At 54.2% G+C, this 24,314-nt stretch carries 31 protein-coding genes and 1 tRNA gene; 17 read left to right on the plus strand and 15 right to left on the minus strand.

What is annotated here, in order from left to right; genetic code table 11:
* Positions 1-17: 17 nt before the first annotated feature.
* From OOJ59_RS21090 to OOJ59_RS21145, 12 genes are all read left to right on the plus strand, one after another.
* Positions 18-863 carry a GTPase family protein gene (locus tag OOJ59_RS21090; RefSeq protein WP_268063480.1) on the plus strand — a complete coding sequence of 282 codons (846 nt, stop codon included), beginning with the start codon at positions 18-20 and terminating at the stop codon, positions 861-863.
* A 95-nt stretch (positions 864-958) separates the two neighbouring features.
* A complete protein-coding gene (locus tag OOJ59_RS21095; protein ID WP_160955857.1) occupies positions 959-1,783 on the plus strand; it encodes a DUF932 domain-containing protein in 825 nt (274 codons plus the stop codon).
* A gap of 208 nt (positions 1,784-1,991) precedes the next feature.
* On the plus strand, positions 1,992-2,702 hold the full coding sequence (locus OOJ59_RS21100) for a DeoR family transcriptional regulator (protein WP_160955858.1): 711 nt from the start codon (positions 1,992-1,994) through the stop codon (positions 2,700-2,702).
* A 25-nt stretch (positions 2,703-2,727) separates the two neighbouring features.
* On the plus strand, positions 2,728-3,264 hold the full coding sequence (locus OOJ59_RS21105; protein WP_160955859.1) for a DUF4339 domain-containing protein: 537 nt from the start codon (positions 2,728-2,730) through the stop codon (positions 3,262-3,264).
* 41 nt (positions 3,265-3,305) lie between these two features.
* Entirely contained in the window at positions 3,306-3,743 is a 438-nt protein-coding gene (locus OOJ59_RS21110) for a hypothetical protein (RefSeq protein WP_160955860.1), read from the plus strand.
* A gap of 66 nt (positions 3,744-3,809) precedes the next feature.
* On the plus strand, positions 3,810-4,220 hold the full coding sequence (locus OOJ59_RS21115) for a hypothetical protein (protein ID WP_116605315.1): 411 nt from the start codon (positions 3,810-3,812) through the stop codon (positions 4,218-4,220).
* A gap of 77 nt (positions 4,221-4,297) precedes the next feature.
* On the plus strand, positions 4,298-4,534 hold the full coding sequence (locus OOJ59_RS21120; protein WP_160955861.1) for a DUF905 domain-containing protein: 237 nt from the start codon (positions 4,298-4,300) through the stop codon (positions 4,532-4,534).
* 85 nt (positions 4,535-4,619) lie between these two features.
* Positions 4,620-5,078 carry an antirestriction protein gene (locus OOJ59_RS21125; protein WP_160955862.1) on the plus strand — a complete coding sequence of 153 codons (459 nt, stop codon included), beginning with the start codon at positions 4,620-4,622 and terminating at the stop codon, positions 5,076-5,078.
* 8 nt (positions 5,079-5,086) lie between these two features.
* Positions 5,087-5,569, plus strand: coding sequence for a RadC family protein (gene radC / locus OOJ59_RS21130; RefSeq protein WP_160955863.1), 483 nt, complete (start codon positions 5,087-5,089; stop codon positions 5,567-5,569).
* Between the two features lie 8 nt (positions 5,570-5,577).
* On the plus strand, positions 5,578-5,799 hold the full coding sequence (locus OOJ59_RS21135; RefSeq protein WP_160955864.1) for a DUF987 domain-containing protein: 222 nt from the start codon (positions 5,578-5,580) through the stop codon (positions 5,797-5,799).
* Positions 5,800-5,816: 17 nt separating this feature from the next.
* Positions 5,817-6,134: a type IV toxin-antitoxin system YeeU family antitoxin gene (locus tag OOJ59_RS21140; RefSeq protein ID WP_160955865.1), complete on the plus strand. Its 318-nt coding sequence runs from the start codon at positions 5,817-5,819 to the stop codon at positions 6,132-6,134.
* A gap of 20 nt (positions 6,135-6,154) precedes the next feature.
* Positions 6,155-6,496 carry a TA system toxin CbtA family protein gene (locus OOJ59_RS21145; protein WP_160955866.1) on the plus strand — a complete coding sequence of 114 codons (342 nt, stop codon included), beginning with the start codon at positions 6,155-6,157 and terminating at the stop codon, positions 6,494-6,496.
* Between the two features lie 161 nt (positions 6,497-6,657).
* Here OOJ59_RS21145 and OOJ59_RS21150 read toward each other — a convergent pair.
* Positions 6,658-6,733: transfer RNA gene (locus OOJ59_RS21150), tRNA-Ile, on the minus strand.
* A 124-nt stretch (positions 6,734-6,857) separates the two neighbouring features.
* Here OOJ59_RS21150 and mug point away from each other — a divergent pair.
* A complete protein-coding gene (gene mug, locus OOJ59_RS21155) occupies positions 6,858-7,364 on the plus strand; it encodes a G/U mismatch-specific DNA glycosylase (RefSeq protein ID WP_069324359.1) in 507 nt (168 codons plus the stop codon).
* A gap of 45 nt (positions 7,365-7,409) precedes the next feature.
* On the opposite strand, the gene rpoD is transcribed toward mug, so the two are convergent.
* From rpoD to rpsU, 3 genes are all read right to left on the minus strand, one after another.
* The gene (rpoD, locus tag OOJ59_RS21160; protein ID WP_038634001.1) at positions 7,410-9,254 is read right to left on the minus strand and encodes an RNA polymerase sigma factor RpoD; all 1,845 of its coding nucleotides are present in this window, start codon (positions 9,252-9,254) and stop codon (positions 7,410-7,412) included.
* A gap of 164 nt (positions 9,255-9,418) precedes the next feature.
* Entirely contained in the window at positions 9,419-11,164 is a 1,746-nt protein-coding gene (dnaG, locus tag OOJ59_RS21165; RefSeq protein ID WP_038633998.1) for a DNA primase, read from the minus strand.
* Between the two features lie 240 nt (positions 11,165-11,404).
* Positions 11,405-11,620 carry a 30S ribosomal protein S21 gene (gene rpsU, locus OOJ59_RS21170; protein WP_001144069.1) on the minus strand — a complete coding sequence of 72 codons (216 nt, stop codon included), beginning with the start codon at positions 11,618-11,620 and terminating at the stop codon, positions 11,405-11,407.
* A 236-nt stretch (positions 11,621-11,856) separates the two neighbouring features.
* Between rpsU and tsaD the strand changes: the two genes are divergently transcribed.
* Entirely contained in the window at positions 11,857-12,870 is a 1,014-nt protein-coding gene (tsaD, locus tag OOJ59_RS21175) for a tRNA (adenosine(37)-N6)-threonylcarbamoyltransferase complex transferase subunit TsaD (protein ID WP_038633989.1), read from the plus strand.
* 87 nt (positions 12,871-12,957) lie between these two features.
* Here the strand turns inward: tsaD and ureG are convergent, their stop codons facing one another.
* The 10 genes from ureG to ttdA form a co-directional block, all read right to left on the minus strand.
* Positions 12,958-13,575 (minus strand): urease accessory protein UreG, encoded by a 618-nt coding sequence (gene ureG, locus OOJ59_RS21180; RefSeq protein WP_038633986.1) that lies wholly within the window; start codon positions 13,573-13,575, stop codon positions 12,958-12,960.
* Positions 13,576-13,584: 9 nt separating this feature from the next.
* Positions 13,585-14,256, minus strand: a complete 672-nt coding sequence (locus tag OOJ59_RS21185) for an urease accessory protein UreF (RefSeq protein WP_038633984.1) — start codon at positions 14,254-14,256, stop codon at positions 13,585-13,587.
* Positions 14,256-14,714 carry an urease accessory protein UreE gene (ureE, locus tag OOJ59_RS21190; RefSeq protein ID WP_160955867.1) on the minus strand — a complete coding sequence of 153 codons (459 nt, stop codon included), beginning with the start codon at positions 14,712-14,714 and terminating at the stop codon, positions 14,256-14,258. Before ureE ends, OOJ59_RS21185 begins: the two co-directional genes overlap by 1 nt.
* A 9-nt stretch (positions 14,715-14,723) precedes the next feature.
* Entirely contained in the window at positions 14,724-16,427 is a 1,704-nt protein-coding gene (gene ureC / locus OOJ59_RS21195; protein WP_160955868.1) for an urease subunit alpha, read from the minus strand.
* Positions 16,420-16,740: an urease subunit beta gene (locus OOJ59_RS21200; RefSeq protein ID WP_160955869.1), complete on the minus strand. Its 321-nt coding sequence runs from the start codon at positions 16,738-16,740 to the stop codon at positions 16,420-16,422. The genes ureC and OOJ59_RS21200 overlap by 8 nt, the downstream gene beginning before the upstream one ends.
* A 9-nt stretch (positions 16,741-16,749) precedes the next feature.
* Complete coding sequence (locus tag OOJ59_RS21205) at positions 16,750-17,052, minus strand: urease subunit gamma (protein WP_003024678.1); 303 nt, start codon at positions 17,050-17,052, stop codon at positions 16,750-16,752.
* A 10-nt stretch (positions 17,053-17,062) separates the two neighbouring features.
* Positions 17,063-17,887 carry an urease accessory protein UreD gene (locus OOJ59_RS21210; RefSeq protein WP_199964028.1) on the minus strand — a complete coding sequence of 275 codons (825 nt, stop codon included), beginning with the start codon at positions 17,885-17,887 and terminating at the stop codon, positions 17,063-17,065.
* Between the two features lie 123 nt (positions 17,888-18,010).
* Positions 18,011-19,474 carry an anion permease gene (locus tag OOJ59_RS21215; RefSeq protein ID WP_069324355.1) on the minus strand — a complete coding sequence of 488 codons (1,464 nt, stop codon included), beginning with the start codon at positions 19,472-19,474 and terminating at the stop codon, positions 18,011-18,013.
* A gap of 48 nt (positions 19,475-19,522) precedes the next feature.
* Positions 19,523-20,128: a L(+)-tartrate dehydratase subunit beta gene (gene ttdB, locus OOJ59_RS21220; RefSeq protein WP_268063479.1), complete on the minus strand. Its 606-nt coding sequence runs from the start codon at positions 20,126-20,128 to the stop codon at positions 19,523-19,525.
* Entirely contained in the window at positions 20,125-21,033 is a 909-nt protein-coding gene (ttdA, locus tag OOJ59_RS21225) for a L(+)-tartrate dehydratase subunit alpha (protein ID WP_038633966.1), read from the minus strand. Before ttdA ends, ttdB begins: the two co-directional genes overlap by 4 nt.
* Before the next feature lie 212 nt (positions 21,034-21,245).
* Between ttdA and ttdR the strand changes: the two genes are divergently transcribed.
* Entirely contained in the window at positions 21,246-22,178 is a 933-nt protein-coding gene (gene ttdR / locus OOJ59_RS21230) for an L-tartrate utilization transcriptional activator TtdR (RefSeq protein WP_069324353.1), read from the plus strand.
* 47 nt (positions 22,179-22,225) lie between these two features.
* Here ttdR and plsY read toward each other — a convergent pair whose 3' ends face one another.
* Complete coding sequence (gene plsY / locus OOJ59_RS21235) at positions 22,226-22,843, minus strand: glycerol-3-phosphate 1-O-acyltransferase PlsY (protein WP_003828443.1); 618 nt, start codon at positions 22,841-22,843, stop codon at positions 22,226-22,228.
* Positions 22,844-22,949: 106 nt separating this feature from the next.
* On the opposite strand from plsY, the gene folB reads away from it, so the two are divergent.
* Positions 22,950-23,318, plus strand: a complete 369-nt coding sequence (gene folB, locus OOJ59_RS21240; RefSeq protein WP_038633959.1) for a bifunctional dihydroneopterin aldolase/7,8-dihydroneopterin epimerase — start codon at positions 22,950-22,952, stop codon at positions 23,316-23,318.
* 86 nt (positions 23,319-23,404) lie between these two features.
* Positions 23,405-24,223 carry an undecaprenyl-diphosphate phosphatase gene (gene bacA, locus OOJ59_RS21245; protein WP_038633957.1) on the plus strand — a complete coding sequence of 273 codons (819 nt, stop codon included), beginning with the start codon at positions 23,405-23,407 and terminating at the stop codon, positions 24,221-24,223.
* The last annotated feature ends 91 nt before the right edge of the window (positions 24,224-24,314 follow it).

Consider the following 24,314-nt stretch of genomic DNA (forward strand, 5'->3'; position numbering starts at 1 on the left):
TGAGAAATCAGGAAGGCTTGCATTCGCTGCAGGGCTCACTTATAGGCTTACCAGAATGGGCCTCAGAACAAGTTATGCAGCAAATTCGTCAACTGACAAATTACGAGCCAATGATCGGTATTATGGGAAAAACTGGAGCGGGTAAGTCCTCATTGTGCAATGCTCTGTTTGCGAGTGAGGTATCGCCGGTCAGCGACATATCAGCCTGTACCCGTGAACCTTTGCGATTCCGTCAGCAGGTTGGCGAACACTTTATGACCATCGTCGACCTGCCCGGCGTGGGTGAAAGCAGAGCTCGTGATACCGAGTATGCTGCGCTGTACCACGAACAACTCCCCCAACTCGACTTGGTACTGTGGCTGATTAAGGCTGATGATCGGGCGCTTGGAGTGGATGAGCACTTTTATTATCAGATAATTGGGGAAGCTTACCGCCATAAGGTGCTGTTTGTTATCAGTCAGTCGGATAAGGTCGAGCCCACTAGTTGTGGAGAGAAATTGTCCACGAAACAGAAACAAAATATCAGCCGTAAAATCTGTCTGCTACATGAGTTGTTCCAGCCGGTAAATCCGATCTGTGCGGTGTCGGTTCGTCTGCAATGGGGACTGCGGGTAATGGCGGAGCGTATGATTCGTTGCCTGCCACGCGAAGCCAGCAGTCCGGTGGCGGTACAGCTTAGTGCTCCACTTCGTACCGATGCCGTTAATAAAAAAGCCCGTGACGATTTTGGTGAAACGGTCGGCTCGGTACTGGACACTATAAGTTCCATGCCCCTGATACCGGCCCCGGTTCGGACAGTCATCCAGTCTGTACGCGACATCGTGGTATCAGTCGCTCGTGCAGTCTGGAATTTCTTCTTCTGAAAATTAACCCTTCTAACCCGTAGTTTCCTGAGCCCTGCCGCGATTGAGCGGTAGGGCTTTTCTGTCTTTATTTTCCCATCATGAGGAATCTGCTTATGACCCGTCTGGCTTCGCGCTTTGGCGCAGCAAATCTTATCCGTCGTGACCGTCCGTTAACCCGCGAAGAGCTATTTCGTGTAGTGCCCAGTGTTTTCAGCGAGGACAAACACGAGTCCCGCAGTGAACGGTACACATATATACCCACGATTTCTCTCCTCGACAGTCTGCAGCGCGAAGGCTTTCAGTCCTTCTTTGCCTGTCAGACCCGAGTGCGTGACCCAGGGCGTCGCGAGCATACAAAGCATATGTTACGTCTGCGCCGAGAAGGGCAGATTACCGGCAAACAGGTCCCGGAAATCATTTTGCTTAATTCTCACGATGGCTCCAGTTCGTATCAGATGCTACCGGGATTATTCCGTGCGGTATGCCAGAACGGGCTTGTCTGCGGTGAGTCGTTTGGCGAGGTGCGTGTGCCGCACAAAGGAGATGTCGTGAGTCAGGTGATTGAGGGGGCGTATGAAGTACTGGGTATTTTTGACCGTGTGGAAGAGAAGCGGGATGCCATGCAGTCGCTGATGCTGCCGCCACCTGCACAACAGGCTCTGGCACAGGCTGCACTGACGTACCGTTTCGGTGAGGACCACCAGCCAGTGACAGCACCTCAGATACTCTCCCCACGCCGCTGGCAGGATGAGAGCAATGATCTGTGGACCACATATCAGCGTATTCAGGAGAACCTGATTAAGGGCGGGCTCAGTGGTCGGAGTGCAAAAGGCGGGCGAACGCATACCCGCGCCGTGCGTGGTATCGACGGAGATGTGAAGCTCAACCGGGCTCTCTGGGTGATGGCTGAAGCGATGCTGAGTGGGTTTCAGTCCTGAGCTTGTTATCAGCATGTTAGGAAAGGACGCTCCCTGTCCGTTTTACCTCCATTGAGTTGAGTGTTTTTTCACCGCATTTCACGGAGCGCCGCGTCGGGCCTGCCTCCAGTGGAAAATAAAAAATAGTTCATTCCATGTCCATACCCTGTCCGCCCCCCTCTTTAGAATCATTTCATATTCAGTCAGTTAACTATTACGGAGATTTAAGATGACACAGGCAGAGCGCCGTCATGACCGGCTGGCTGTCAGGCTGTCACTGATAATCAGCCGCCTGGTTGCAGGTGAAACGCTGAACATAGCGCGGCTGGCTGCAGAGTTTGGTGTGTCAGTCCGTACCCTGCGACGGGATTTTCGCGAACGGCTGATGTACCTCGACCTTGAGTATCGACGGGGGCAATGCCGCCTGCGCAGTACCGGTGGAGGCGTACAGGGCGAGCTGGATGCGCTGACCTTTGCTCACCGGGCAGGACTGGCCGATATTTTTCCGGGGCTGGACCGGCGTCTGGCGGGCATGCTGCTCACTGCAGGAGGGATGCCCTGCCTGGTGTGGCAACCCCCACAGTCAGTGTCACCGGCCAGCTCGCTGGTGTTTTACCGCCTCGTCAGTGCCATTACCGCATGCCAGCGGGTACTGCTGCTGGCCGAGGGAGAGCGCTGTGACGGACTCGCCCCGTACCGACTGATTTCATTCGACGGCTGCTGGTACCTCACCGGTGAACTTAACGGGTATATCACCGTGCATCCTCTGGCGACCATCCATGCGGTGACAGTACTCAACACCACGTTCACCCCGCTAAAACGTCTCAGCCAGTTAACCACACAGTCGGGCTTTATCCGGGCCCTTCCGCACTTCAGCTGTATCCGCGAAGTCCTGTCTCCTGGGCCCTCTGAGGAGGAGCCGGGCAACACACTGATTTAATTATCTCTGTTAAGAAGGAAAAATAATGACCTGGCATTACGAGAAAAATGGCATACGTCACGACAATGTGACTGAAGACGACATCACCGGCCTGATTATGCGCGGTGAACTGACTGCATCCACTTTGGTATGGCGACAGGGCATGACGGAGTGGCAGCCAATCTCCGCTACCCCGCTGGCTTCGGCGCTGCTCCACAGCACTACACCACCGGCACTGCCAGGAAACCGCATTCCGGGCGGAGTGGTATGGACGCTGGCATTTGCTCCCTTCATTGGTTATGCGCTCGAGCTGTGGACGGCAGGGCTGAACGGAATGTCTTTTGACGAGGCATATGAGGCCGTCTCGGGTGGGCAGTACTGGTTCATCACGCTGCTGCTCAATATCGCACTGGGGTATCTCGATGAACGACGCCTGCGTAAGGCCGGAGTGGATACCACCACGTTCGGCAAACTTGCCTGGCTGGTGCCGTTCTATTTGTGGCGGCGGGCGAAAACCCTTGGTCAGAAACCGGCTTACTTTTGGGTATGGCTGGTGATGCTCGGCCTGACTATCTGGGCCTGAATCGTCGCTACCTGATACTTTCTCTGTTAAGGACCAACGTAATGAAAACGCTGATTAAAATACTTGGCATTACCGGCAGCCTTCTGCTCTGTGCAGGAGCTCAGGCCCAGCCTTATAACCGGACGCTACCTGCAGTCGTCAATGACAACAACGGGAACATTTTCTGGTGCGATGCGCATCGTCAGGTTACCGGAAAATGCGAAGCCATGTCTGTTGACCGCCTGGGCGGGATGGTCACGGTGCGTTCCGCACCCTTTAAAGACTGCGAAGGCGGCCTGTGGGGCTGGATAACTATCATGCACAACGATGTGTCGAAGGGATTCACCGTTACTCCGGACAAGAAATTCGGTCTCACCGTAAAAGACCTGTGCCGTCCGGGCACGATAGTGACCTTTAAGCCCAACCAGAAGAAGCCGGAATATGACGACCTGGTGGCACTTTACCAGGGCAAAGAGCTGTTTCGCTACCGACGCTTCTGATAACACACGATACCAACCTCCCTCATTTTGCCCGACAGCGGGCTGGATTAATTCAGGAAGAAGACCATGCTGAAAATAATGACCTCTGCTGTACCCGCCTTCATTCTGTCACTTGCCGCATTCAGTGCCGGTGCTGCTCAGCTTCCGGCAAGCCTGATGGATAAAGACAATCCCGGTCAGGAGTACTGGTGCCAGGGAAACGACATCAACACCTCCATGTGCTCACTGACCGGTGTCAGCGACGACCATAAATTTGCTCTGATTCAGGATTTGCCCGGTCCAGCCTGTGAAGATTTAAGTTTCGGGATTATTGACCTGGTATTTAACACCGGACTTAACATCCCTTATGACGGTGGTGACTGCAAGGGAGATGTAAAGGCCGGGTTTGTTCGTGGCACAAAAGATAATGCCCTGTATGTGAAGATTGTCCGGGGCAGCAAAACTTTGCGCCTGTATAAGGTGCAGACGGGTTTCTGATAATCACCCCACACCTGCATACTCCCATAGCCCCTGACGCATCTGCGTCAGGGGCTTTTGCTTTTAAGGTACACCGAATGTCTGAATCTCATATGCTGCCACCGGGACCTTTCATCCGACAGCAGGCTGAAGCGGTTACCCGCCGGTATCACAACATCAGCATTGAAGACGACCATGGTAGCCACTTCCACCTGGTGGTTCGTGACTCTGAAGGTCGAATGGTCTGGCGGGTGTGGTGCTTTGAACCTGATGCTGGTGAAGGACATAACCGTTATATCCGACAGTACGGCACCCTCAGAGCATCCTCCTCCTGATTACACCCATCCATCATCCCTGCATGTCCTTTATTTCCCATACGCCAGCCATCGTCGCTGGCGTTTTTATTGACGGAGAATATCCATGACGACACAAACGCAATGCAAATTGATGTCCGCTAATGAACCTCAATTTGACCTTACTGCATCACCAGTACCTGACGAGCAGCGTCTCGATTTCTGGCCGCTGCACTTTGGTGCTATCACACAGTGGATAACGCTGGAACCCCGTATTTTCGCCTGGATGGACCGCTTCTGTGATGAGTACAGCGGTGGTATCTGGTCCTTTTACACGCTCAGCAACGGCGGCGCGTTTATGGCCCCTGATGCTGAGGGGGACGATAAATGGCATCTGTTCAACAGCATGAACGGCAATCGTGCGGAAATGAGTGCAGAAGCCGCAGGTATTGCTGTCTGCCTGATTGAATACAACCATTACGCCTGTCACATCGAATGCGATGCCATGACTGAACACTATTACCGACTGCGGGATTACGCTCTGCAGCACCCTGAATCCAGCGGCATTCTGCGCATTATTGATTAAGGATACTTATGATGGAACGGTCACTTATCCCACTGTCTCCGGTACTTCCACTAACCGCACAACGCACGGTAAAACGCGCCTTAACACTGCTTGATCGACACCTGCGCGAAACTGGCGTGGCATTCACCTCCACCCAGGCAGCCCGTGACTGGCTGACACTGAAAATGGCGGGACTGGAACGCGAAGAGTTCATGGTGCTGTACCTGAACCAGCAGAACCAGTTGATTGCCCACGAAACCCTGTTTGCCGGTTCAATCAGCAGCACCGAGGTACATCCCCGTGAGGTGGTCAAACGCGCCCTGTATTTCAATGCGGCAGCAGTGATACTGGCGCATAACCATCCCTCCGGTGACACCACGCCCAGCCTGGCAGATAAGACCATCACGCAGCGTCTGGTGCAGGCGCTTCAGCTCGTTGATATCCGTGTGCCTGACCATCTCATCGTCGGTGGCGCGCAGATATTGTCGTTTGCTGAACACGGTCTGCTTTGAGGTATGAAATGAAAATTATCAGTAAACGCCGGGCGATGACGATTTACCGCCAGTATCCGGCCTCCCGCATTTTTCGATACTCCACCGGTAAGTACCAGTGGCACGGCAGTGTCTGTCATTACAGCGGTAAGGTCGTTCCTGACATTTCCGGCGTGCTGGCGGTATACGCCGAACGCCGCCAGGACCGCAACGGGCCTTATGCCTGTCTGATGAGTATCACTCTGAACTGACAATAAAGAGGTTATAAATGAGCAACACCACATGGGGCCTGCAGCGGGGTATCACGCCGCGCCTGGGAGCACGTCTGGTACAGGAGGGCAATCGGCTGCACTATCTGGCTGACCGGGCCAGTATCACCGGTAAGTTTAGTGACGACGAATGTCTCAAGCTGGATGTGGTATTTCCACATTTTATCAGCCAGATAGAGTCAATGCTGACCACTGGTGAACTGAATCCCCGCCATGCCTACTGCGTAATCTTGTACCACAACGGTTTCACCTGTGAAGCCGATACCCTTGGCAGTTGCGGCTACGTATATATCTCCATTTATCCCACCCAACGCTAACGAAATTCACGAGAACAAACATGAAAACTCTACCTGCAACAACTCAGCAGGCGGCGAAGCTATGTCTGTCGCCCGTGGCTGTCTGGCAAATGTTACTGATACGTCTGCTGGAACAGCACTATGGCCTGACGCTAAACGACACTCCATTCAGTGATGAGACGGTTATTCAGGAACATATCGATGCCGGTATCTCCTTGGCCGATGCAGTCAACTTCCTGGTGGATAAGTACGAACTGGTTCGTATCGATCGCAGGGGGTTTAACTGGCAGGAGCAATCCCCTTATCTTCGGGCGGTAGATATCCTGCGAGCACGACAAGCAACTGGCTTGTTTCGACGGAGCCGTAATAACGCTGTATCGTGAATTTTACGGGCAGTACTTCTGGCTTTTATCACTATCCGGGGATGCTTGCAGCGAGATGAAGAGGGCTGGGAGGTAATTGCTTACCTGACCCATTACCTGACCCAAATTACATCCAAAGAAAAAGGAGTCAGACGATTTCTCATCTAACTCCTTGTTTTATTTGGTGGCCCCTGTTGGGTTTGAACCAACGACCAAGCGATTATGAGTCGCCTGCTCTAACCACTGAGCTAAGGGGCCGTGGCGGTGGATTATAAAGTAACTCCGCGTCGCAATCCAGACATAAGCGTACGGATGCTGATTTTATAAACAATGTATTATCAGTCCGTTATACTGTTACTCTGATGTATTGTTCGGAGTAATTATGGTTAAGGACATACTGGCACCAGGGCTGCGGGTGGTGTTTTGCGGCATCAATCCGGGGCTATCTTCCGCAGGTACAGGGTTCCCCTTTGCGCATCCCGCTAATCGCTTCTGGAAGGTCATCCATCAGGCGGGATTTACCGATCGCCAACTGAAGCCAGAAGAGGCGCAACACCTGCTGGATTTCCGCTGTGGCGTGACAAAATTTGTCGACAGGCCAACGGTACAGGCTAATGAAGTGAAGCTACAGGAGATGCGTAGCGGTGGCCGTAAGCTTATTGAAAAGATTGATGACTATCAGCCCGCCGCGCTGGCGATTCTTGGCAAGCAGGCGTTCGAGCAAGGCTTCAGTCAGCGCGGAGCGCAGTGGGGAAAGCAGACGCTGACCATTGGCGCGACCCAGATTTGGGTATTGCCAAATCCCAGCGGATTGAGCCGGATTACACTGGATAAGCTGGTGGAGGCGTATCGTGAGCTGGATGACGCGCTGGTCATGCGCGGGATGTAAATAAAAACGCCACCTTGCGGTGGCGTTTGAACTTATACGGCGAGATTAATCGTCGAGGAAGCTACGCAGCACTTCAGAACGGCTCGGGTGGCGCAGTTTACGCAGCGCCTTCGCTTCGATCTGACGGATACGTTCGCGGGTAACGTCGAACTGTTTACCTACTTCTTCCAGCGTGTGGTCGGTGTTCATATCGATACCGAAACGCATACGCAGAACTTTCGCTTCACGAGCGGTCAGGCCAGCCAGAACGTCGTGCGTTGCGGCACGCAGGCTCTCGGTAGTGGCCGAGTCCAGCGGCAGCTCGAGGGTGGTATCCTCGATGAAATCACCCAGATGCGAATCTTCATCGTCGCCGATCGGCGTTTCCATGGAGATAGGCTCTTTGGCGATCTTCAGCACTTTACGGATCTTGTCTTCCGGCATCAGCATGCGTTCAGCCAGCTCTTCCGGCGTCGGCTCACGGCCCATCTCTTGCAGCATCTGACGGGAAATACGGTTGAGCTTGTTAATGGTCTCAATCATATGCACCGGAATACGGATGGTACGCGCCTGATCCGCGATAGAGCGGGTAATTGCCTGACGGATCCACCAGGTTGCGTAGGTGGAGAACTTGTAACCACGACGGTATTCAAACTTATCAACCGCTTTCATCAGACCGATGTTGCCTTCCTGAATCAGATCCAGGAACTGCAGACCACGGTTGGTGTATTTCTTGGCGATAGAGATAACCAGACGTAAGTTCGCTTCAACCATCTCTTTTTTCGCACGACGGGCTTTCGCCTCACCGATGGACATGCGACGGTTGATATCTTTAACCTGCTCGATGGTCAGGCCGGTTTCTTCTTCAATCTGCTGCAGTTTCTGCAGGCCGCGGTGAACGTCATCTGCCACGTCGTGCAGTTTTTCAGACCACGGTTTGTTCATCGCGATTGCCGCGTTGAACCACGTTTCGCTGGTTTCATTGCCAGTGAACAGAGTGATGAAGTTTTTCTTCGGCATTTTGCACTGCTCAACGCAGAGCTTCATGATCAGACGTTCCTGAGTACGCACGCGGTCCATCATGACGCGCATGCTGTTTACAAGGTAGTCGAACTGCTTCGGCACCAGGCGGAACTGTTTGAACACTTCAGACAGCTTCTGAATTTCTTCCTGCGCGGCAGCATGGCTGCGGCCTTTGGCCTTGATCGTGTCGCGGGTGATTTCGTACTGGGTACGCAGCTCAGCGAATTTTTCACGCGCTAATTCAGGGTCGATGCTGTTGTCGTCATCGCTGCTGTCGTCGTCATCTTCTTCATCTTCGTCTTCATCTTCATCCATCTCTTCTTGAGAGAGTTCAGAACCGACGTGGGTCGCCGTTGGCGCCATGTCTTCTTCCGCGTTAGGATCGACAAAGCCGGTGATGAGATCGGACAGACGCGCTTCTTCAGCTTCTACGCGATCGTATTGCTCAAGCAGATAGGTGATGGCTTCCGGGTATTCAGCAACGGAGCATTGAACCTGGTTAATCCCGTCTTCGATGCGCTTAGCGATGTCGATTTCGCCTTCACGGGTTAACAGTTCAACGGTACCCATTTCACGCATGTACATGCGGACCGGGTCAGTTGTACGGCCGATTTCGGACTCAACGCTGGACAGAACCTGGGCAGCCGCTTCTTCCGCGTCTTCATCGGTGCTGTTGGAGGTTTCAGCAAGCAGCAGATCATCGGCATCAGGTGCTTCTTCCATCACCTGAATACCCATGTCATTGATCATTTGGATGATGTCTTCGATTTGATCTGAATCGACGATATCTTCCGGCAGATGGTCATTGACCTCGGCATAGGTCAGATAGCCTTGCTCCTTACCACGTTGGACAAGAAGCTTCAGCTGTGACTGCGGGTTTTGCTCCATAAGACGGTATCCACACTTAATTCGTTTGATTGGTGTTGGGCGGTAAAACCGCCAACGGCAAAACGAGGGCATACTTATATTTTGCCGCTGCCTCTCCGTGCGGCTGTCGGGGGCTTCCCGATCGATATTCGGCAGTTAAGCCGTTAAATACTTTTGTCTTTCAGCTATTTCTTGGCCAGTTCCTGGTTCAGCGTCCAGAGTTCCCGGCGTTCTTCGCTGCTTAAACCGTGTGTGCGCTCACGAGCTATCAACTCTTCCTGGCGCAGTTCAAGCATCGAATCAAACATATGGTTGAGTGAGTCGGTGAAGGTTTTTTCTGCGATATCTTTATCTGCTATATCGTCCCACATCGACAGTTTTTCAAGGGTTGCAGCATCATTTGTGCCACGATAGTGCTCTAACAGTTGGCCGGTGGTCAGGCCTGGCTGAGCCAGACAAGTGTTGACCAGTTCTCTGAATAAGCCAAGTCCAGGCAGTTTATTACTGTCCAGTGCGCCTAACGGCGGAACCAGTGGAGCAAGGTCCGGGTTTTGCACCAGCAACCCTATAAGTATACGCATGGTCGTACGTTTTAGCTGTGGAACAGGGCGGGAAGCGCCATTTTCTGCCAGTTTTGGCATTAAACGTTCAAGCTGGCTGTCATCCAGAATGCCGAGCTTGTTTCCCAACTCCTGTCGCAGATAAATGCGCAACGTTTCGCCCGGCACCTGAGTGATCAGCGGCAGCGCCAGCGTGCTGAGCTGCGCGCGTCCGTCCGGGGTACTCAAATCTACCTGTGGCAACAGGCTATTAAATAAAAACGCGGAGAGCGGCAACGCCTGCTCCATCCGGGCTTCGAAAGCCTCTTTCCCTTCTTTACGCACTAACGTATCGGGATCTTCGCCATCAGGTAAAAACATAAAGCGTAGCTGGCGGCCGTCTGTCATATAAGGCAGTGCGGTTTCCAGCGCGCGCCATGCTGCGTCGCGTCCGGCGCGGTCGCCGTCGTAGCAGCAAATCACGTTGTTCGTCGCGCGAAACAACAGTTGGATGTGATCGGCAGTGGTTGACGTCCCAAGGGATGCCACGGCGTAGTTAATGCCGTATTGCGCCAGCGCCACCACATCCATATAACCTTCCACCACTAACAGGCGCTGCGGATCGGCGTTATCCTGCTGGGCTTCATAAAGGCCATACAGCTGGCGACCTTTATGGAAAATATCGGTTTCCGGGGAGTTCAGATACTTCGGCAGGGCATCGCCCAGCACGCGTCCACCAAAACCAATGACCCGACCACGTTTGTCGCGGATGGGGAACATCACCCGTTCGCGAAAACGATCGTAACTGCGTCCCTGATCGTTGGTGACCAACATCCCCGCATCGACCAACGATTTGCGATTCTCAGCATTGCCGCCAAACCGTTTCAGGACGTTATCCCAGCCGGGGGGGGCAAAACCAATAGCAAAACGGGTGATAACGTCGCTACTTAATCCTCGCTTTTCCAGGTACTGGCGCGCAGGGGTAGCGGCGGGCTGCATCAAAGACTGTTGATAAAAAGTGTTCAGGCCGTCCATCAATTGATAAAGGCTTTGCCGTTGATGGCGCTCTATCTGACTGGGGCCACTGCCTGCTTCATAGGGCACTTCAAGGTTGTGCATTGCGGCCAGTTCTTCGACGGTTTCCACAAACTCGAGCTTGTCGTAGTTCATGAGAAAGTCGACGGCGTTGCCATGCGCGCCACACCCAAAGCAGTGATAAAACTGTTTTTCACCGTTTACGGTGAAAGAGGGGGTTTTTTCGTTATGGAACGGACAGCACGCGTGATAATTTTTGCCCTGCTTTTTCAGCTTTACCCGCGCGTCGATGAGATCGACGATGTCGGTTCTTGCCAGCAGGTCATTAATAAATACACGTGGAATTCGTCCAGCCATATGCCCCGTTTATTTTGTTATGACTCACATACACAAAATCATTCAGGATGCATCAAGGCGGCAAGGGAGCGAATCCTCAGGAGCGTACATCAGTACGTGACTGGGGTGAACGACTGCAGCCAACGCAGAGGCAGCTTGAATGATGACGTGTATAAACGAAAATAAGCCGCGCATTCCTTCCGGAAGCACGGCCTTACAACTACAACTCAGTCTGAATTGAGAGCTTTAGCTCTCAATGAATTAGTACAGACGAGTACGGCGTGCGTTTTCGCGAGCCAGTTTCTTCGCGTGACGTTTCACAGCAGAAGCTTTAGCGCGCTTACGTTCGGTAGTCGGTTTTTCATAGAACTCACGACGACGAACTTCCGCCAGAACACCTGCTTTTTCGCATGAACGCTTGAAGCGACGCAGTGCTACGTCGAACGGCTCGTTTTCACGTACTTTAATTACCGGCATGTAACTCTCACCTTTAATAAATTCGGTTTGCCGCTGGCATCAACGCCAGCTTATTTCAAAATGGTGCGGAATTTTACTGCAATTGCTGCTGCTTTGTAAAGCACCCACGCGATTTTGAAAGGGACTTTTATAAGGACAAGGAGTATACACGAGGCATGCGCCTGGGGCGAACAAAGTTTTACATCAACCCGCATTGGTCCTACACTGCGCGGTAATAGAGCGAGGTAAAACAAGTCATGCGTGTACTGGGTATTGAAACATCCTGCGATGAAACCGGCATCGCCATTTACGACGATGAAAAAGGTCTTTTAGCCAACCAATTGTATAGTCAGGTGAAATTACACGCTGACTACGGCGGCGTAGTGCCAGAACTGGCCTCGCGCGATCACGTACGTAAAACCGTACCGCTGATTCAGGCCGCGCTGAAAGAAGCGGGACTCACGGCAAAAGAGATCGATGCGGTGGCGTACACCGCAGGTCCTGGTCTGGTTGGCGCGCTGCTGGTCGGCGCAACCGTAGGACGTTCGCTGGCGTTCGCCTGGGGCGTGCCGGCAATTCCTGTGCACCACATGGAAGGGCATTTGCTGGCGCCGATGCTGGAAGAGAATCCTCCTGCTTTTCCGTTCGTCGCGCTGCTGGTTTCCGGTGGGCACACGCAACTGATTAGCGTCACTGGTATCGGTCAGTATGAATTACTGGGTGAATCGATTGATGACGCGGCAGGTGAAGCGTTCGACAAAACCGCCAAGCTGCTGGGGCTGGATTATCCTGGCGGCCCAATGCTGTCTAAGCTGGCGTCACAGGGTGTGGAAAAACGCTTTGTCTTCCCGCGTCCGATGACCGACCGTCCGGGGCTGGATTTCAGCTTCTCCGGCCTGAAAACCTTCGCCGCGAATACGATTCGTAATAACGAAAATGACGATCAAACGCGTGCAGATATCGCCCGTGCCTTTGAAGATGCGGTGGTTGATACGCTGATGATCAAGTGCAAACGCGCGCTGGATCAAACCGGTTTTAAACGTCTGGTGATGGCGGGGGGCGTGAGCGCTAACCGCACGCTGCGCGCAAAACTGGCCGAAATGATGCAAAAACGCCGCGGCGAAGTGTTCTATGCGCGCCCGGAATTTTGTACCGACAACGGGGCGATGATCGCCTACGCGGGGATGGTGCGTTTTAAAGCGGGCGCAACGGCGGATCTTGGCGTGACCGTGCGTCCACGCTGGCCGCTGGCGGAATTACCGGCGGCGTGAGTTTTTTGCCCGGTGGTGGCTTTGCTTACCGGGCCAACAAAACCGTAGGCCGGGTCAGGCGAAGCCGCCACCCGGCGATAAACCGCGCTACACCCGCAACATTCCTTTCTCTTCCAGAAACGCAATAATCGTCGCCAGACCGTCGCCCGCCTTCAGGTTAGTAAACGTCCACGGACGCTCGCCGCGCATGCGCAGGGTATCGCGTTCCATCACCTCCAGCGAAGCGCCTACGTAAGGGGCCAGATCGGTTTTGTTGATCACCAGAAAATCGGATTTGGTGATCCCCGGCCCGCCTTTACGCGGGATCTTCTCGCCTTCGGCAACGTCGATCACGTAGATTGTCAGATCCGCTAATTCCGGGCTGAAGGTAGCGCTCAGGTTATCGCCGCCGCTTTCCACAAAAATCAGATCCAGGTTGCCGAATTTCTCGCTCAGCGCTTCGACCGCGGCCAGATTCATCGACGCATCTTCGCGGATGGCGGTATGTGGACAGCCGCCAGTTTCCACACCAACTATTCTGTCCGGTTCCAGGGCGCCTGCTTCGGTGAGAATGCGCTGATCTTCTTTGGTGTAGATATCGTTAGTCACGACCGCCAGTTGATAGCTGCTGCGCATGGCTTTGCATAACGCTTCCAGCAGCGCTGTTTTGCCGGAGCCAACCGGGCCGCCAACGCCCACGCGCAGGGGATGCTTGTAATCACTCATTTTTTCTCCTCAGGAACGGAATAAGCGGGAATATTGGGTTTCATGCCGGGCAGACGCGATGGCGGCTAACGGCGTTGCGGATCCGAGGCTGGCATCAGGACACGCCAGCGCTTGTGCCAGACCTTGCGCGTAACGATCGCCAAGCGAAATAATCAACCGCTGCGCTGCCTGCTGGCCAAAGGGAACCAGTTTGACGCCTGCCATCACTGCGCTCTCAATCCAGCTGTAGCCGAGGCTTAATGCCAGGTTCGTCAGGGGGATTTTCCAGCGTACGCCCAGCCAGGCCATGCCGCACAGCTGGCTGTCGGTAAAGAGCGTGCGCCATTCCCGGGAACAGTCTGGTTCCCAGTCGGTGACCAGCCGCGTAAAGGCGATGCCCCGGCTGCGTTCTTCATCCCGCAGTTCGCGGGTTTCCCGACAGGCCAGCAGGTAAGCGGTCCAGCGGCGCGCGGCGGCGAGATCGTCCTGCTCACAGGCGCGATACAATCTCGCCAGCAGCGGTAAGTCGACGGTAAAAAAGTTGTGCTCCATCTGCTGAATTTGCCAGTCAGAGAAGTCATCGACGCTTTTCACCCAGCCGATTTCCACCGCCCACTCCAGACCCTGAGACCAGGTAAACGATCCCACCGGGAGACTGCTGCTGGCGAGCTGCATCAGGCGCAGCTGTTGGGTGCTATGCATCAGTGCGCATGGCCGTGATGATGCCCGTGTGACTCGCTCGCATAGGCACCCGCTTCCGGCTCAAACGGCAACTGGGCAAACGCCACCTCGAGGTTGAACTGGCGCAGCATATCGTCCAGCACATGATCGTGGTGGTAGCGCAGCTCATCGGGCAGGATCTGTAATAGCACGTGGCGATTACCAAGGTGGTAACAGGCTTTGGCGAGCAAAAAAGGGTCGGCGCAGCGTACGACGGAAACCGACTCCGGCGCGGCGATCACTTCGATCACCTCGCGGCCATCGTCGGTAGTCAGCAGATCGCCGCCGCGTAACAGTAAACCGCGCGGTAGCATTAATCCGGCTTCGCGGCCATCGCTCAGCGCCACTCTGGCGCGGCTTTTTACCCGAACATCAATGGGTAGCGTGACGCTTGCGGTGACGCGGTGGGCGTGGTCAAGGCGTTGGGTCAGGTAGATCATCCTCACTCCTTAAAACAGGAAATAGCGTTGCGCCATCGGCAAAACGTCTGCCGGGTCGCTGGTAATCAGTTCACCATCAATGCGTACCTCGTAGGTCTGGGCATCGACGGTGATATTGGGCTGCAGAGCGTTGTGGATCATGTCAGCCTTTTTTACCGTCCGGCAGCCTTTGACGACGGCGATAGCGCTTTGCAAATTAAGTTGCTGCGGGACGTTTTGTGCGTCGGCAGCCTGTGAAATAAAGGTTAGACGGGTGTGATGCCGCGCTGCGCCAAGCGCGCCGAACATCATGCGGTAATGCACCGGCTGCGGGGTAGGGATTGAGGCGTTGATATCACCCATCGGCGCGCAGGCGATCATCCCGCCCTTCACGATGGTCGCCGGTTTTACGCCAAAAAAGGCCGGCGACCACAGCACCAGGTCGGCCAGTTTACCGGGCTCAACCGAGCCGACTTCGTGGGCGATACCGTGGGTCAACGCCGGATTGATGGTGTACTTGGCGATGTAGCGTTTAACACGCTGATTGTCGTTGTCGCCGATTTCTTCTGCCAGCGGACCACGCTGAACCTTCATGCGGTGCGCCACCTGCCAGGTGCGCAGGATCACTTCGCCCACGCGCCCCATTGCCTGTGAATCGGACGAGGTCAGGGAAAACGCGCCAATATCATGCAGCACATCCTCGGCAGCGATCGTTTCCCGGCGAATGCGCGATTCGGCGAAGGCGACGTCTTCAGCGATATCCGGATCGAGATGGTGGCAGACCATCAACATGTCGAGATGCTCGTCGATGGTGTTGACGGTATAAGGCAGCGTCGGGTTGGTGGAGGAGGGCAAAATATTCGGATGTGCGCAGGCGGTGATGATATCCGGCGCATGGCCGCCACCTGCGCCTTCGGTATGGAAGGTATGAATGGTGCGATCGCCGATCGCTGCCAGCGTATCCTCAACAAAACCGGACTCATTGAGCGTGTCGCTGTGCAGCGCCACCTGAATGTCCATTTCGTCGGCCACGGTCAGCGCACAGTCGATAGCGGCAGGCGTGGCGCCCCAGTCTTCGTGGATCTTCAGGCCAATGGCGCCTGCGCTGATTTGCTCGCGCAGGGCATCAGGATTTGAACCATTGCCTTTGCCCAGCAAACCGATGTTAACCGGCAACGTGTCTGCCGCCTGCAGCATGCGGGCGATGTACCACGGGCCCGGCGTGCAGGTGGTGGCATTGGTGCCTGCGGCCGGACCGGTACCACCCCCGATCATCGTCGTCACCCCGGAAACCAGCGCTTCTTGCGCCTGCTGCGGGCAGATCCAGTGAATATGCGTATCCACGCCGCCCGCGGTGACGATCTTGCCTTCTCCGGCGATGACTTCTGTTCCTACGCCTATCGGGATTGTGACATTGGGCTGAATATCGGGATTACCCGCTTTGCCGATGGCGAAGATCCTGCCGTCTTTGATGCCGATATCCGCTTTGACGATCCCCCAGTGATCAACGATCAGCGCATTGGTTATCACCAGATCCACACACGCCTGGGCGCGCATTTGTCCCTGGCCCATACCGTCGCGGATCACTTTTCCGCCGCCGAATTTGACCTCTTCGCCGTAGGTGGTGAAGTCTTTTTCTACCTCGATCCACAGGTCAGTATCCGCCAGACGTACTTTATCGCTGGTGGTTGGGCCAAACATGTCGGCGTATGCCTGGCGGGAAATGTTACTCATTATCTGCCTCCAGCGCGCCCATCACTTCACTGCGAAAACCCACCATCCTTTGTGCGCCAGCGACGCGCACCAGTTCGACTTCGCGCTTTTGCCCCGGTTCAAAACGTACCGCTGTACCTGCGGCAATGTTAAGACGAAAGCCCCGCGTAGCTGCCCTGTCAAAGCGCAGCGCTGGGTTCACCTCGTAAAAGTGATAGTGCGATCCCACCTGGATGGGTCTGTCGCCGTGATTCTCCACTACGATCGTGCAGGTTTCGCGCCCCTGATTGATCGCAATGTTGCCTGCTAAGATCTGATACTCACCTGGGATCATTGCCGCTCCTTAGACGATCGGGTTGTGGACGGTGACCAGTTTCGAACCGTCCGGGAATGTGGCTTCAACCTGAATATCCGGGATCATCTCTGGTACGCCTTCCATCACCTGATCGCGGCGCAGCACGTGACGCCCGTCTTCCATCAGCGCGGCCACGGTTTGCCCGTCGCGCGCCCCTTCCATAATGAAAGCGCTAATCAGCGCCACTGATTCCGGGTAATTCAGCTTCAGCCCGCGGGCCAGGCGACGTTCTGCCACCAGCGCGGCGGTAAACAGCAACAGCTTGTCTTTTTCTCTGGGGGTCAGTTCCATAATGGGCCTCTTAGGTTTGCCAGATTCGCGGTAGCATGGGCGCTTTGTGTGTCAGCAGCGGGCGCAGAAATTGCCAGATGTCACGCATAACGCGCTGAACAATCAGGTTGTCGTTCGCCAGAAAGCGGATTGTCAGCAGCGAGTCGTTAAGCGTTGCCCCGGCATAATCCCCCAATGGCGTAAGCCGCTCGCGCGTTCCCTCCAGCATGTGTTCGTTGGCCGGGTAACACAGCAACGTACCAATCCAGGGATGATGTGCGACGCCGCTCAGATTCCCTGCCTGCATCTGCAAACGCTCTATCAGTAGCGGTTGCCCATCCCGCCACACTTCCAGACGGTTTTGTAGCGTGCCGTGGCTGAACGTTTCCTGCATGACAGGGCGTCCGAGACACAGCAGATCCCAGGCCAGCAAATGGCTTGTAGACGTCAGTTGAAATACGGACTGGACGGTGGCAGTAGCGCCGGGAAAGAAGATCGTATCCTGCGGCAGCCACTCCAGCGTGGCGTGCGGGGCGAGCGTGAAATGCTGGCGTAGCAACGCCTGCGGCCCACGGCTGCGATAAAATTTTCCCGCGCCGGGCTGAGTGATTAACGCATGGCTGTTTTCATCGAGTGATACGGAAATATGTAGCTCATCCCCGCCGACGATCCCGCCAGGTGGATGAAGCAAATAGAGGTGACATACCTCTTCTTCGGGATAAAACGGACGTTGAACCGTCAAAGGTCCATAGTGACGCGCCGAGGCGAGCACCGTTTTGTGCCCGGTGCGGGTAAAGTGCAGATCCAGTTCGGCCTGCCAGCCTCGTGTGAGTGTCTCGTGCGCCAGCGTGTCCAGAGCGTTTCCCTTATCAGCATGAGGGTGTTTGCGTACAAAAAAGTATGCCTCAGCGCATCGGGAAATCGATCATATGAGAAGCTTATGGATAAAGGGGCGACAAGACGTCGCCCCAATGGGATTTTACTGTAAAACGAGAGGCATCCAGACCAGACCGGTGATCACCAGCAGCACGAGGAAAATCAGGCCAAAAATAGCGCCCAGCCGCCAGTAGTCAACCGTTGGCAAATAGCCGCTGCCGTAGTAGATAGGGCTTGGGCCGGTGGCGTAGGGAGTCAGAATACTGCCCAGGCCAATAGCGGCGCCGACCATCAGACAGAAGACCGGCAACGGGATTTCCGGCATCGCCAGCGCGGCGGCGATCATCATTGGCGCAAGGGCGGAGGTATACGCCGTGGCGCTGGCAAAGAAGTAGCGCAGTAAATAAAAGACCACGATGAGCGCCACCATCACCATGATCGGTGAATAGCCGCTCAGCCCGTTTGCCAGCAGCTTGCCGAACCAGGTGATAAAACCGGTGTTATTCAGCCCGGTCGCCAAGGTTATTAACGAGGCCAGCCAGAAAAAGACGTTCCATGCGGCTTTATTACTGACGATGTCATCCCAACTGATGATGCGCAGTACCAGCATCAATGCCACCACGCTGTAACCGACCATTGCGGCGTCAATATAATCGCCACCGAAGATCCACAACACCAGTGCGCCGACCATCAGCCCGAGCATCTTTTTCTCACGTGCGCAGAGCGGTCCCATCGCTTTTAATTCTGTATCCGCCCAGCGCGGCACCTGATCGCCGGATTTCAGCACCGGCGGGTACAACACATACGCCAGCCAGGGCACGATCAGCACCAGTAAAATGCTCAGCGGCAGCATACCCAAGAACCAGTCGCCCCAACTGAGCGCCGTATGAGATGCGCCTTTCATCAGGCCGATCAGCAGCAGGTTCGGCGCCATCGCCGTTAAGAAAATCGCGCTGGTGACGCAGTCGGCGACAATGCCCATCCACATGATGTAGGAGCCAATAGAACGTGAACTGGCGTCATTGGGCTGTGAGTTATACAGCGGCGGCAGGTTGCGGATAATCGGGTAGATTATCCCGGCCCCGCGCGCGGAGTTGGAAGGCGTGACGGGGGCGAGGATAAGCTCGGAGAACATCACCGCGTAACCGAGGAATAACGTCCGGTGCCCCATCTTTTTCACTAACATCAGCGCGATACGCCGACCGAGACCGGTTTTCTCATAGCCGGTACCAAACATAAAGGCCGCGAAAATCAGCCAGATCACCGAGTTAGAAAAGCCAGAAACGGCCCACGACAGCGATTTGGCGGTAAATTTAAAACCGTCCTGCGCGAGTTGTTCCGGGCTGAACAGGATCCACGGTGAAAGTACGGCGATGATCGAAATACCAATCATCGCTACGACCGCGCCGGGTACAGGTTCCAGAATGAGCCCCACAATCACACCGGTAAAGACGGCAAAATAGAGCCAGGTGTGGCTCTCAAGACCGGTGGGGACGGGTAAAACAGCAATAATGGCGATGACCACCAGCGGAGCCAGGTATCGCCACCAACCAGCTAAAGGTGCCATTGTGATATCCCTGCGAAAGGGGAGAGGCTCTGTGCCTCTCCGGAAGGGTTATTTGATGTAGTGCACGTGCTCGCAAATCTCTTCCACGATGGGATCGCGGCGTTCAGCGAACAGCTTTTTGTTTTCGGCGATCAGGTTGTTGCCGTGGGTGTCGATGGACACAATCAGCGGGCCGAACTCTTTGACCCGACATACCCACAAGGATTCCGGCATGCCCAGCTCCGTCCAGTGCACTTCTTCAATCTCTTCAACCTGAGTGGCCGCCAGTACGGCGCAACCTGCCGGGAAGATCACATGCAGCGCTTTGAACTGCTTGCAGCCTTCTTCTGTCAACGGTCCCATACCGCCTTTACCGACCACCAGCTTGACGCCGGTCTGCTCGATAAACTCTTTCTCAAAAGCTTCCATACGCATACTGGTGGTTGGACCGACGGAGACCATCTCCCATTTATCACCGTTCTTACGCACGATTGGGCCTGCGTGGAAAATAGCCTTGCCGTTCAGATCATAAGGAATTGGGCGCTTCAGTTCGATCAGGCGACGGTGGCACACGTCGCGGCAGGTCACCAGCGTACCGCTCAGGTAAATGATATCGCCAACGCGAATATCTTCCAGATCTTCGGCTTTAATCGGGGTGGTGAGGATCTTTTTCATAACGCGCTCCGGGTGTGAGACAGATTTTCGAAGGAGAGATCAGCATGAACCAACAGCGTGCCGCGACGGTGCGCCCAGCAGCCGGTGGAAACAGCAACGCCGATAGTCGACGGGTGGCGCGCGGCGGATTCGATATGCACGCCCATCACGGAGCTATTGCCGGTCAACCCCTGCGGACCAATACCCAGGCGGTTAAGTCCTTCTTCCAGACGCAGTTCCAGTTCGGCCGCTTTTGGGTTGGGATGACGTGAGCCGATAGGACGCAGCACCGCTTTACGGGAAAGCACTGCGGCAGTTTCTACTGAGGTGGCAATGCCTACGCCCACCAGCACCGGCGGGCAGGCGTTAACGGCCAACGTGGAGATATTTTCGAAGACAAATTTCACTACGCCTTCGTAGCCTTCTGAAGGCATTAACACTTTCGAGCGTCCTGGCAGGGTACAGCCGCCGCCTGCCATGTAGACTTCGATTTCCGCGTCATCATTGTCAGGAATGATGTCCCAGGTAACCCACGGCACACCGGTGCCGGTATTTTTGCCGGTATTCACTTCGTCAAAAATCTCTACCGCGTTATGGCGCAGCGGCGCTTTGACCGTGGCGTCTTCAACGGCTTGTTTCAGGATGCTTTGCAGCTCACCCAACAGCGGAAAACGGGAACCGACCTTTACAAAGAACATAATCTCGCCGGTGTCCTGGCAGGCCGGACGGTTCAGATCAATCGCCTTCTGCATGTTGTCAAACATGGTGTGGTAGATGATTTTACCCATCGGCGAGTCTTCGCCTTCCCGCAACTGTTTTAATTTATCCACCACGTCGTCGGGCATACGGGTAGAAATCATGGCGGTAAAGTTCGCGACAATGTTTGTCAGCGTATTTATCGCATTTTGGTTATTTTGATTGCTCATCTTGTAAACTCCAGTTCTTTTATTTTCTGGAAATAAATTCTCCGCCACAAACTATCACTAAAAGTGTGGTTTTATATTATTTGCCACTGTGAATATCCAATTAACAGTTCGTGAATGATGTCCAGGTAAGGCAATAAAAATTGCGCAAAGGCAGGGTTTAATATGCGTGAGGGAATTACACTGCGGTTAACAACATTACGGATATACCGACCATGCTGAACACGTATCCCCTGGCGAAAGACCTGCAGGTGCTGGTTGAAATTGTTCATAGCGGCAGCTTTAGCGCCGCTGCCGCCACGCTGGGGCAGACGCCTGCGTTTGTGACAAAACGTATTCAAATTCTCGAATCCACGCTGGGGACGACGTTGCTTAACCGCTCTGCGCGCGGCGTGGCGTTAACGGAAAGTGGTCAACGTTGCTATGAACATGCGCAGGCGATCCTCGCGGGCTACCAGCATCTGGTTGATGACGTCACGCAAATCAAAACGCGCCCGGCGGGGATGATTCGTATCGGCTGTAGCTTTGGCTTTGGGCGCAGCTATATTGCGCCGGCCATTACCGAACTGATGCATAGTTATCCTGAGTTACAGGTGCATTTTGAGCTTTACGATCGGCAAATTGATTTGGCGCAGGATAATATCGATTTAGATATTCGTATTAATGATGAAATCCCTGATTATTATATTGCGCATTTGTTAACGAAAAACAAAAGAATATTGTGTGCGGCCCCGACCTATTTACAAAAATATGGCGAGCCGATGACGCTACAGGAATTAAGTCGGCACGATTGTCTGGTCACCAAAGAACGCGATATGACCCACGGAGTGTGGGAGCTGGATAACGGTCAGGAGAAAAAATCGGTCAAGGTAGCCGGGCATCTTTCATCGAACAGCGGTGAGATTGTGTTGCAGTGGGCGCTGCAGGGAAAAGGGATCATGTTGCGTTCCGAATGGGACGTACAACCGTTTCTGGCAAGCGGTGAACTGGTGCGTGTACTTCCGGACTATGCACAGAGCGCCAATATCTGGGCGGTTTATCAGGAGCCGCTGTATCGCAGCGTGAAGCTTCGCGTGTGTGTGGAGTTTCTGGCGACGTGGTGCCAGCACAGATTAGGCAAGCCAGTGGAAGGGTATCAAATCCCGTAGGTTGCAGGCCGGATAAGACGCTTTAGCGTCGCCATCCGGCAGTACCGTCACTCAGGATCTCTTTCGCGTTTTTTCTTCAGTTTAGTCCAGATCTTCGGCTCCTGACGGCGCCACAGACGCTGAATGTTGTCATGGTGACGTAGCAGAATTAAGCACGACAACATGGAAACCGGGAAAGTGAACTGGGGATTAAACCACCAGACATAAAAGGGAGCGATCAGCGCGCTGACGATAGCGCCCAACGACGAATAGCCGCTGAGCAAGACGGTCAGCAGCCAGGTTCCCGCCATTACGCCCGTTAAGTCCCAACCAATTGGCGCAATTGCGCCAAAGGCGGTGGCAACGCCTTTCCCACCCTTAAAGCCGAAGAATACCGGCCAGATGTGTCCCAGACAGGCAGCGATCGCTATCAATCCCAGCCAGAAGGGGCTGACGCCTAGCGCATAGGCGCCCCAGACGGGTAACATGCCTTTCAGTACGTCGAAAATCAGTACGGCGACGGCGGCTCCCTTACCACCGATGCGCAGCACGTTTGTCGCGCCCGGATTGCCGGAGCCGCTGTCACGCGGGTCCGGCAATCCAGCGAGGCGGCATACCAGAATGGCACTGGAAATAGAGCCGCAGAGGTACGCGAAGATAATCATTCCAGGCGCGATTGCACTCATAAGCTGTTCCGTTTTGAAAATGTCGTGTAAAACGCTACTTCTATGGATAATACGCATATTTCGCCGGAAGTGGTATCCGGGTTAGTCAAAAAGCAGGCGGGTCGTGATGGATATTGTATTTATAGAGCAACTTTCAGTAATCACCACTATCGGTGTTTACGACTGGGAACAAACGATCGAGCAAAAATTGGTGTTCGATATCGAAATGGCATGGGATAACCGTAAATCGGCTAAAAGCGATGATGTCGCAGATTGCCTGAGCTATGCTGATATTGCTCAAACGGTTGTTAATCATGTGGAAGGCGGACGTTTTGCGCTGGTAGAGCGCGTAGCGGAAGAGGTGGCGGACCTCCTGCTGAGTCGCTTTAATTCCCCATGGGTGCGTATCAAACTCAGTAAGCCTGGCGCGGTGGCGCGTGCGGCAAACGTCGGGGTTATCATTGAGCGTGGCAATAATCTGAAAGAAAATAATTAATTTAATAATTTCTAAAACAAACAGGTATAAAAGGGTCCTTTCGTCGGCTCTTTTTTGCCGTGGTTTCTTTATGTAGGGGTTTATTGATGAGTGATATGCACTCGCTGCTGGTGGCGGCAATTTTGGGTGTGGTCGAAGGTTTGACGGAGTTTTTACCCGTTTCCAGTACCGGCCATATGATTATTGTTGGCCACCTGTTGGGTTTTGAGGGTGATACCGCAAAAACATTTGAAGTGGTGATCCAACTGGGCTCTATTCTGGCCGTCGTGGTGATGTTCTGGCGACGTCTGTTTGGCCTGATTGGCATTCACTTTGGCAAAGCCCCACACGAAGGTACTGGCAAAGGTCGGTTGACGCTGGGCCATATCCTGCTCGGGATGATTCCGGCCGTTGTCCTGGGACTGGTTTTCCACGATACCATCAAATCGCTGTTTAACCCGATCAACGTGATGTATGCGCTGGTGGTAGGGGGCCTGCTGCTGATAGCCGCAGAATGCCTGAAGCCGAAAGAGCCGCGTGCGCCGGGGCTGGATGATATGACCTATCGCCAGGCGTTTATGATCGGTTGTTTCCAGTGTCTGGCGTTGTGGCCGGGTTTTTCCCGCTCCGGGGCGACGATTTCTGGCGGTATGCTGATGGGGGTGAGTCGTTATGCGGCATCTGAGTTTTCTTTCCTGCTGGCGGTGCCGATGATGATGGGCGCGACCGCCCTGGATCTCTACAAGAGCTGGTCTTTCCTCAGCGCGTCAGATATTCCGATGTTTGCAGTCGGTTTCGTGACAGCGTTTATCGTGGCGCTGGTGGCGATCAAAACCTTCCTGCAACTGATTAAACGCATCTCGTTTATTCCTTTTGCGATTTACCGCTTTATTGTGGCGGCCGCCGTTTACGTCGTGTTCTTCTGAATAATTTGATGAAAACATCCTGTTTTTTTACAGGATGTTTTTATTTCCACAATTAATAATTCGCTTCAATTAATATACTGCATATGATTGT

Origin of the sequence: Citrobacter sp. W9, from assembly GCF_026719375.1 — a bacterium.
Classification (GTDB): domain Bacteria; phylum Pseudomonadota; class Gammaproteobacteria; order Enterobacterales; family Enterobacteriaceae; genus Citrobacter; species Citrobacter werkmanii.

Coding starts and splice junctions, on each gene's coding strand:
- OOJ59_RS21105 (WP_160955859.1), top strand. CDS start 2,728: ATGACCTGGCATTACGAGAAAAATGGCATACGTCACGACAATGTGACT.
- rpsU (WP_001144069.1), bottom strand. CDS start 11,620: ATGCCGGTAATTAAAGTACGTGAAAACGAGCCGTTCGACGTAGCACTG.
- rpoD (WP_038634001.1), bottom strand. CDS start 9,254: ATGGAGCAAAACCCGCAGTCACAGCTGAAGCTTCTTGTCCAACGTGGT.
- OOJ59_RS21135 (WP_160955864.1), top strand. CDS start 5,578: ATGAAAATTATCAGTAAACGCCGGGCGATGACGATTTACCGCCAGTAT.
- ttdR (WP_069324353.1), top strand. CDS start 21,246: ATGCTGAACACGTATCCCCTGGCGAAAGACCTGCAGGTGCTGGTTGAA.
- OOJ59_RS21095 (WP_160955857.1), top strand. CDS start 959: ATGACCCGTCTGGCTTCGCGCTTTGGCGCAGCAAATCTTATCCGTCGT.
- dnaG (WP_038633998.1), bottom strand. CDS start 11,164: ATGGCTGGACGAATTCCACGTGTATTTATTAATGACCTGCTGGCAAGA.
- mug (WP_069324359.1), top strand. CDS start 6,858: ATGGTTAAGGACATACTGGCACCAGGGCTGCGGGTGGTGTTTTGCGGC.
- OOJ59_RS21200 (WP_160955869.1), bottom strand. CDS start 16,740: ATGATCCCAGGTGAGTATCAGATCTTAGCAGGCAACATTGCGATCAAT.
- ureE (WP_160955867.1), bottom strand. CDS start 14,714: ATGATCTACCTGACCCAACGCCTTGACCACGCCCACCGCGTCACCGCA.
- OOJ59_RS21115 (WP_116605315.1), top strand. CDS start 3,810: ATGCTGAAAATAATGACCTCTGCTGTACCCGCCTTCATTCTGTCACTT.
- OOJ59_RS21125 (WP_160955862.1), top strand. CDS start 4,620: ATGACGACACAAACGCAATGCAAATTGATGTCCGCTAATGAACCTCAA.
- ttdA (WP_038633966.1), bottom strand. CDS start 21,033: ATGAGCAATCAAAATAACCAAAATGCGATAAATACGCTGACAAACATT.
- OOJ59_RS21140 (WP_160955865.1), top strand. CDS start 5,817: ATGAGCAACACCACATGGGGCCTGCAGCGGGGTATCACGCCGCGCCTG.
- folB (WP_038633959.1), top strand. CDS start 22,950: ATGGATATTGTATTTATAGAGCAACTTTCAGTAATCACCACTATCGGT.
- radC (WP_160955863.1), top strand. CDS start 5,087: ATGATGGAACGGTCACTTATCCCACTGTCTCCGGTACTTCCACTAACC.
- OOJ59_RS21185 (WP_038633984.1), bottom strand. CDS start 14,256: ATGCATAGCACCCAACAGCTGCGCCTGATGCAGCTCGCCAGCAGCAGT.
- OOJ59_RS21120 (WP_160955861.1), top strand. CDS start 4,298: ATGTCTGAATCTCATATGCTGCCACCGGGACCTTTCATCCGACAGCAG.
- OOJ59_RS21145 (WP_160955866.1), top strand. CDS start 6,155: ATGAAAACTCTACCTGCAACAACTCAGCAGGCGGCGAAGCTATGTCTG.
- ureC (WP_160955868.1), bottom strand. CDS start 16,427: ATGAGTAACATTTCCCGCCAGGCATACGCCGACATGTTTGGCCCAACC.
- bacA (WP_038633957.1), top strand. CDS start 23,405: ATGAGTGATATGCACTCGCTGCTGGTGGCGGCAATTTTGGGTGTGGTC.
- OOJ59_RS21215 (WP_069324355.1), bottom strand. CDS start 19,474: ATGGCACCTTTAGCTGGTTGGTGGCGATACCTGGCTCCGCTGGTGGTC.
- OOJ59_RS21205 (WP_003024678.1), bottom strand. CDS start 17,052: ATGGAACTGACCCCCAGAGAAAAAGACAAGCTGTTGCTGTTTACCGCC.
- OOJ59_RS21110 (WP_160955860.1), top strand. CDS start 3,306: ATGAAAACGCTGATTAAAATACTTGGCATTACCGGCAGCCTTCTGCTC.
- OOJ59_RS21100 (WP_160955858.1), top strand. CDS start 1,992: ATGACACAGGCAGAGCGCCGTCATGACCGGCTGGCTGTCAGGCTGTCA.
- ureG (WP_038633986.1), bottom strand. CDS start 13,575: ATGAGTGATTACAAGCATCCCCTGCGCGTGGGCGTTGGCGGCCCGGTT.
- tsaD (WP_038633989.1), top strand. CDS start 11,857: ATGCGTGTACTGGGTATTGAAACATCCTGCGATGAAACCGGCATCGCC.
- ttdB (WP_268063479.1), bottom strand. CDS start 20,128: ATGAAAAAGATCCTCACCACCCCGATTAAAGCCGAAGATCTGGAAGAT.
- plsY (WP_003828443.1), bottom strand. CDS start 22,843: ATGAGTGCAATCGCGCCTGGAATGATTATCTTCGCGTACCTCTGCGGC.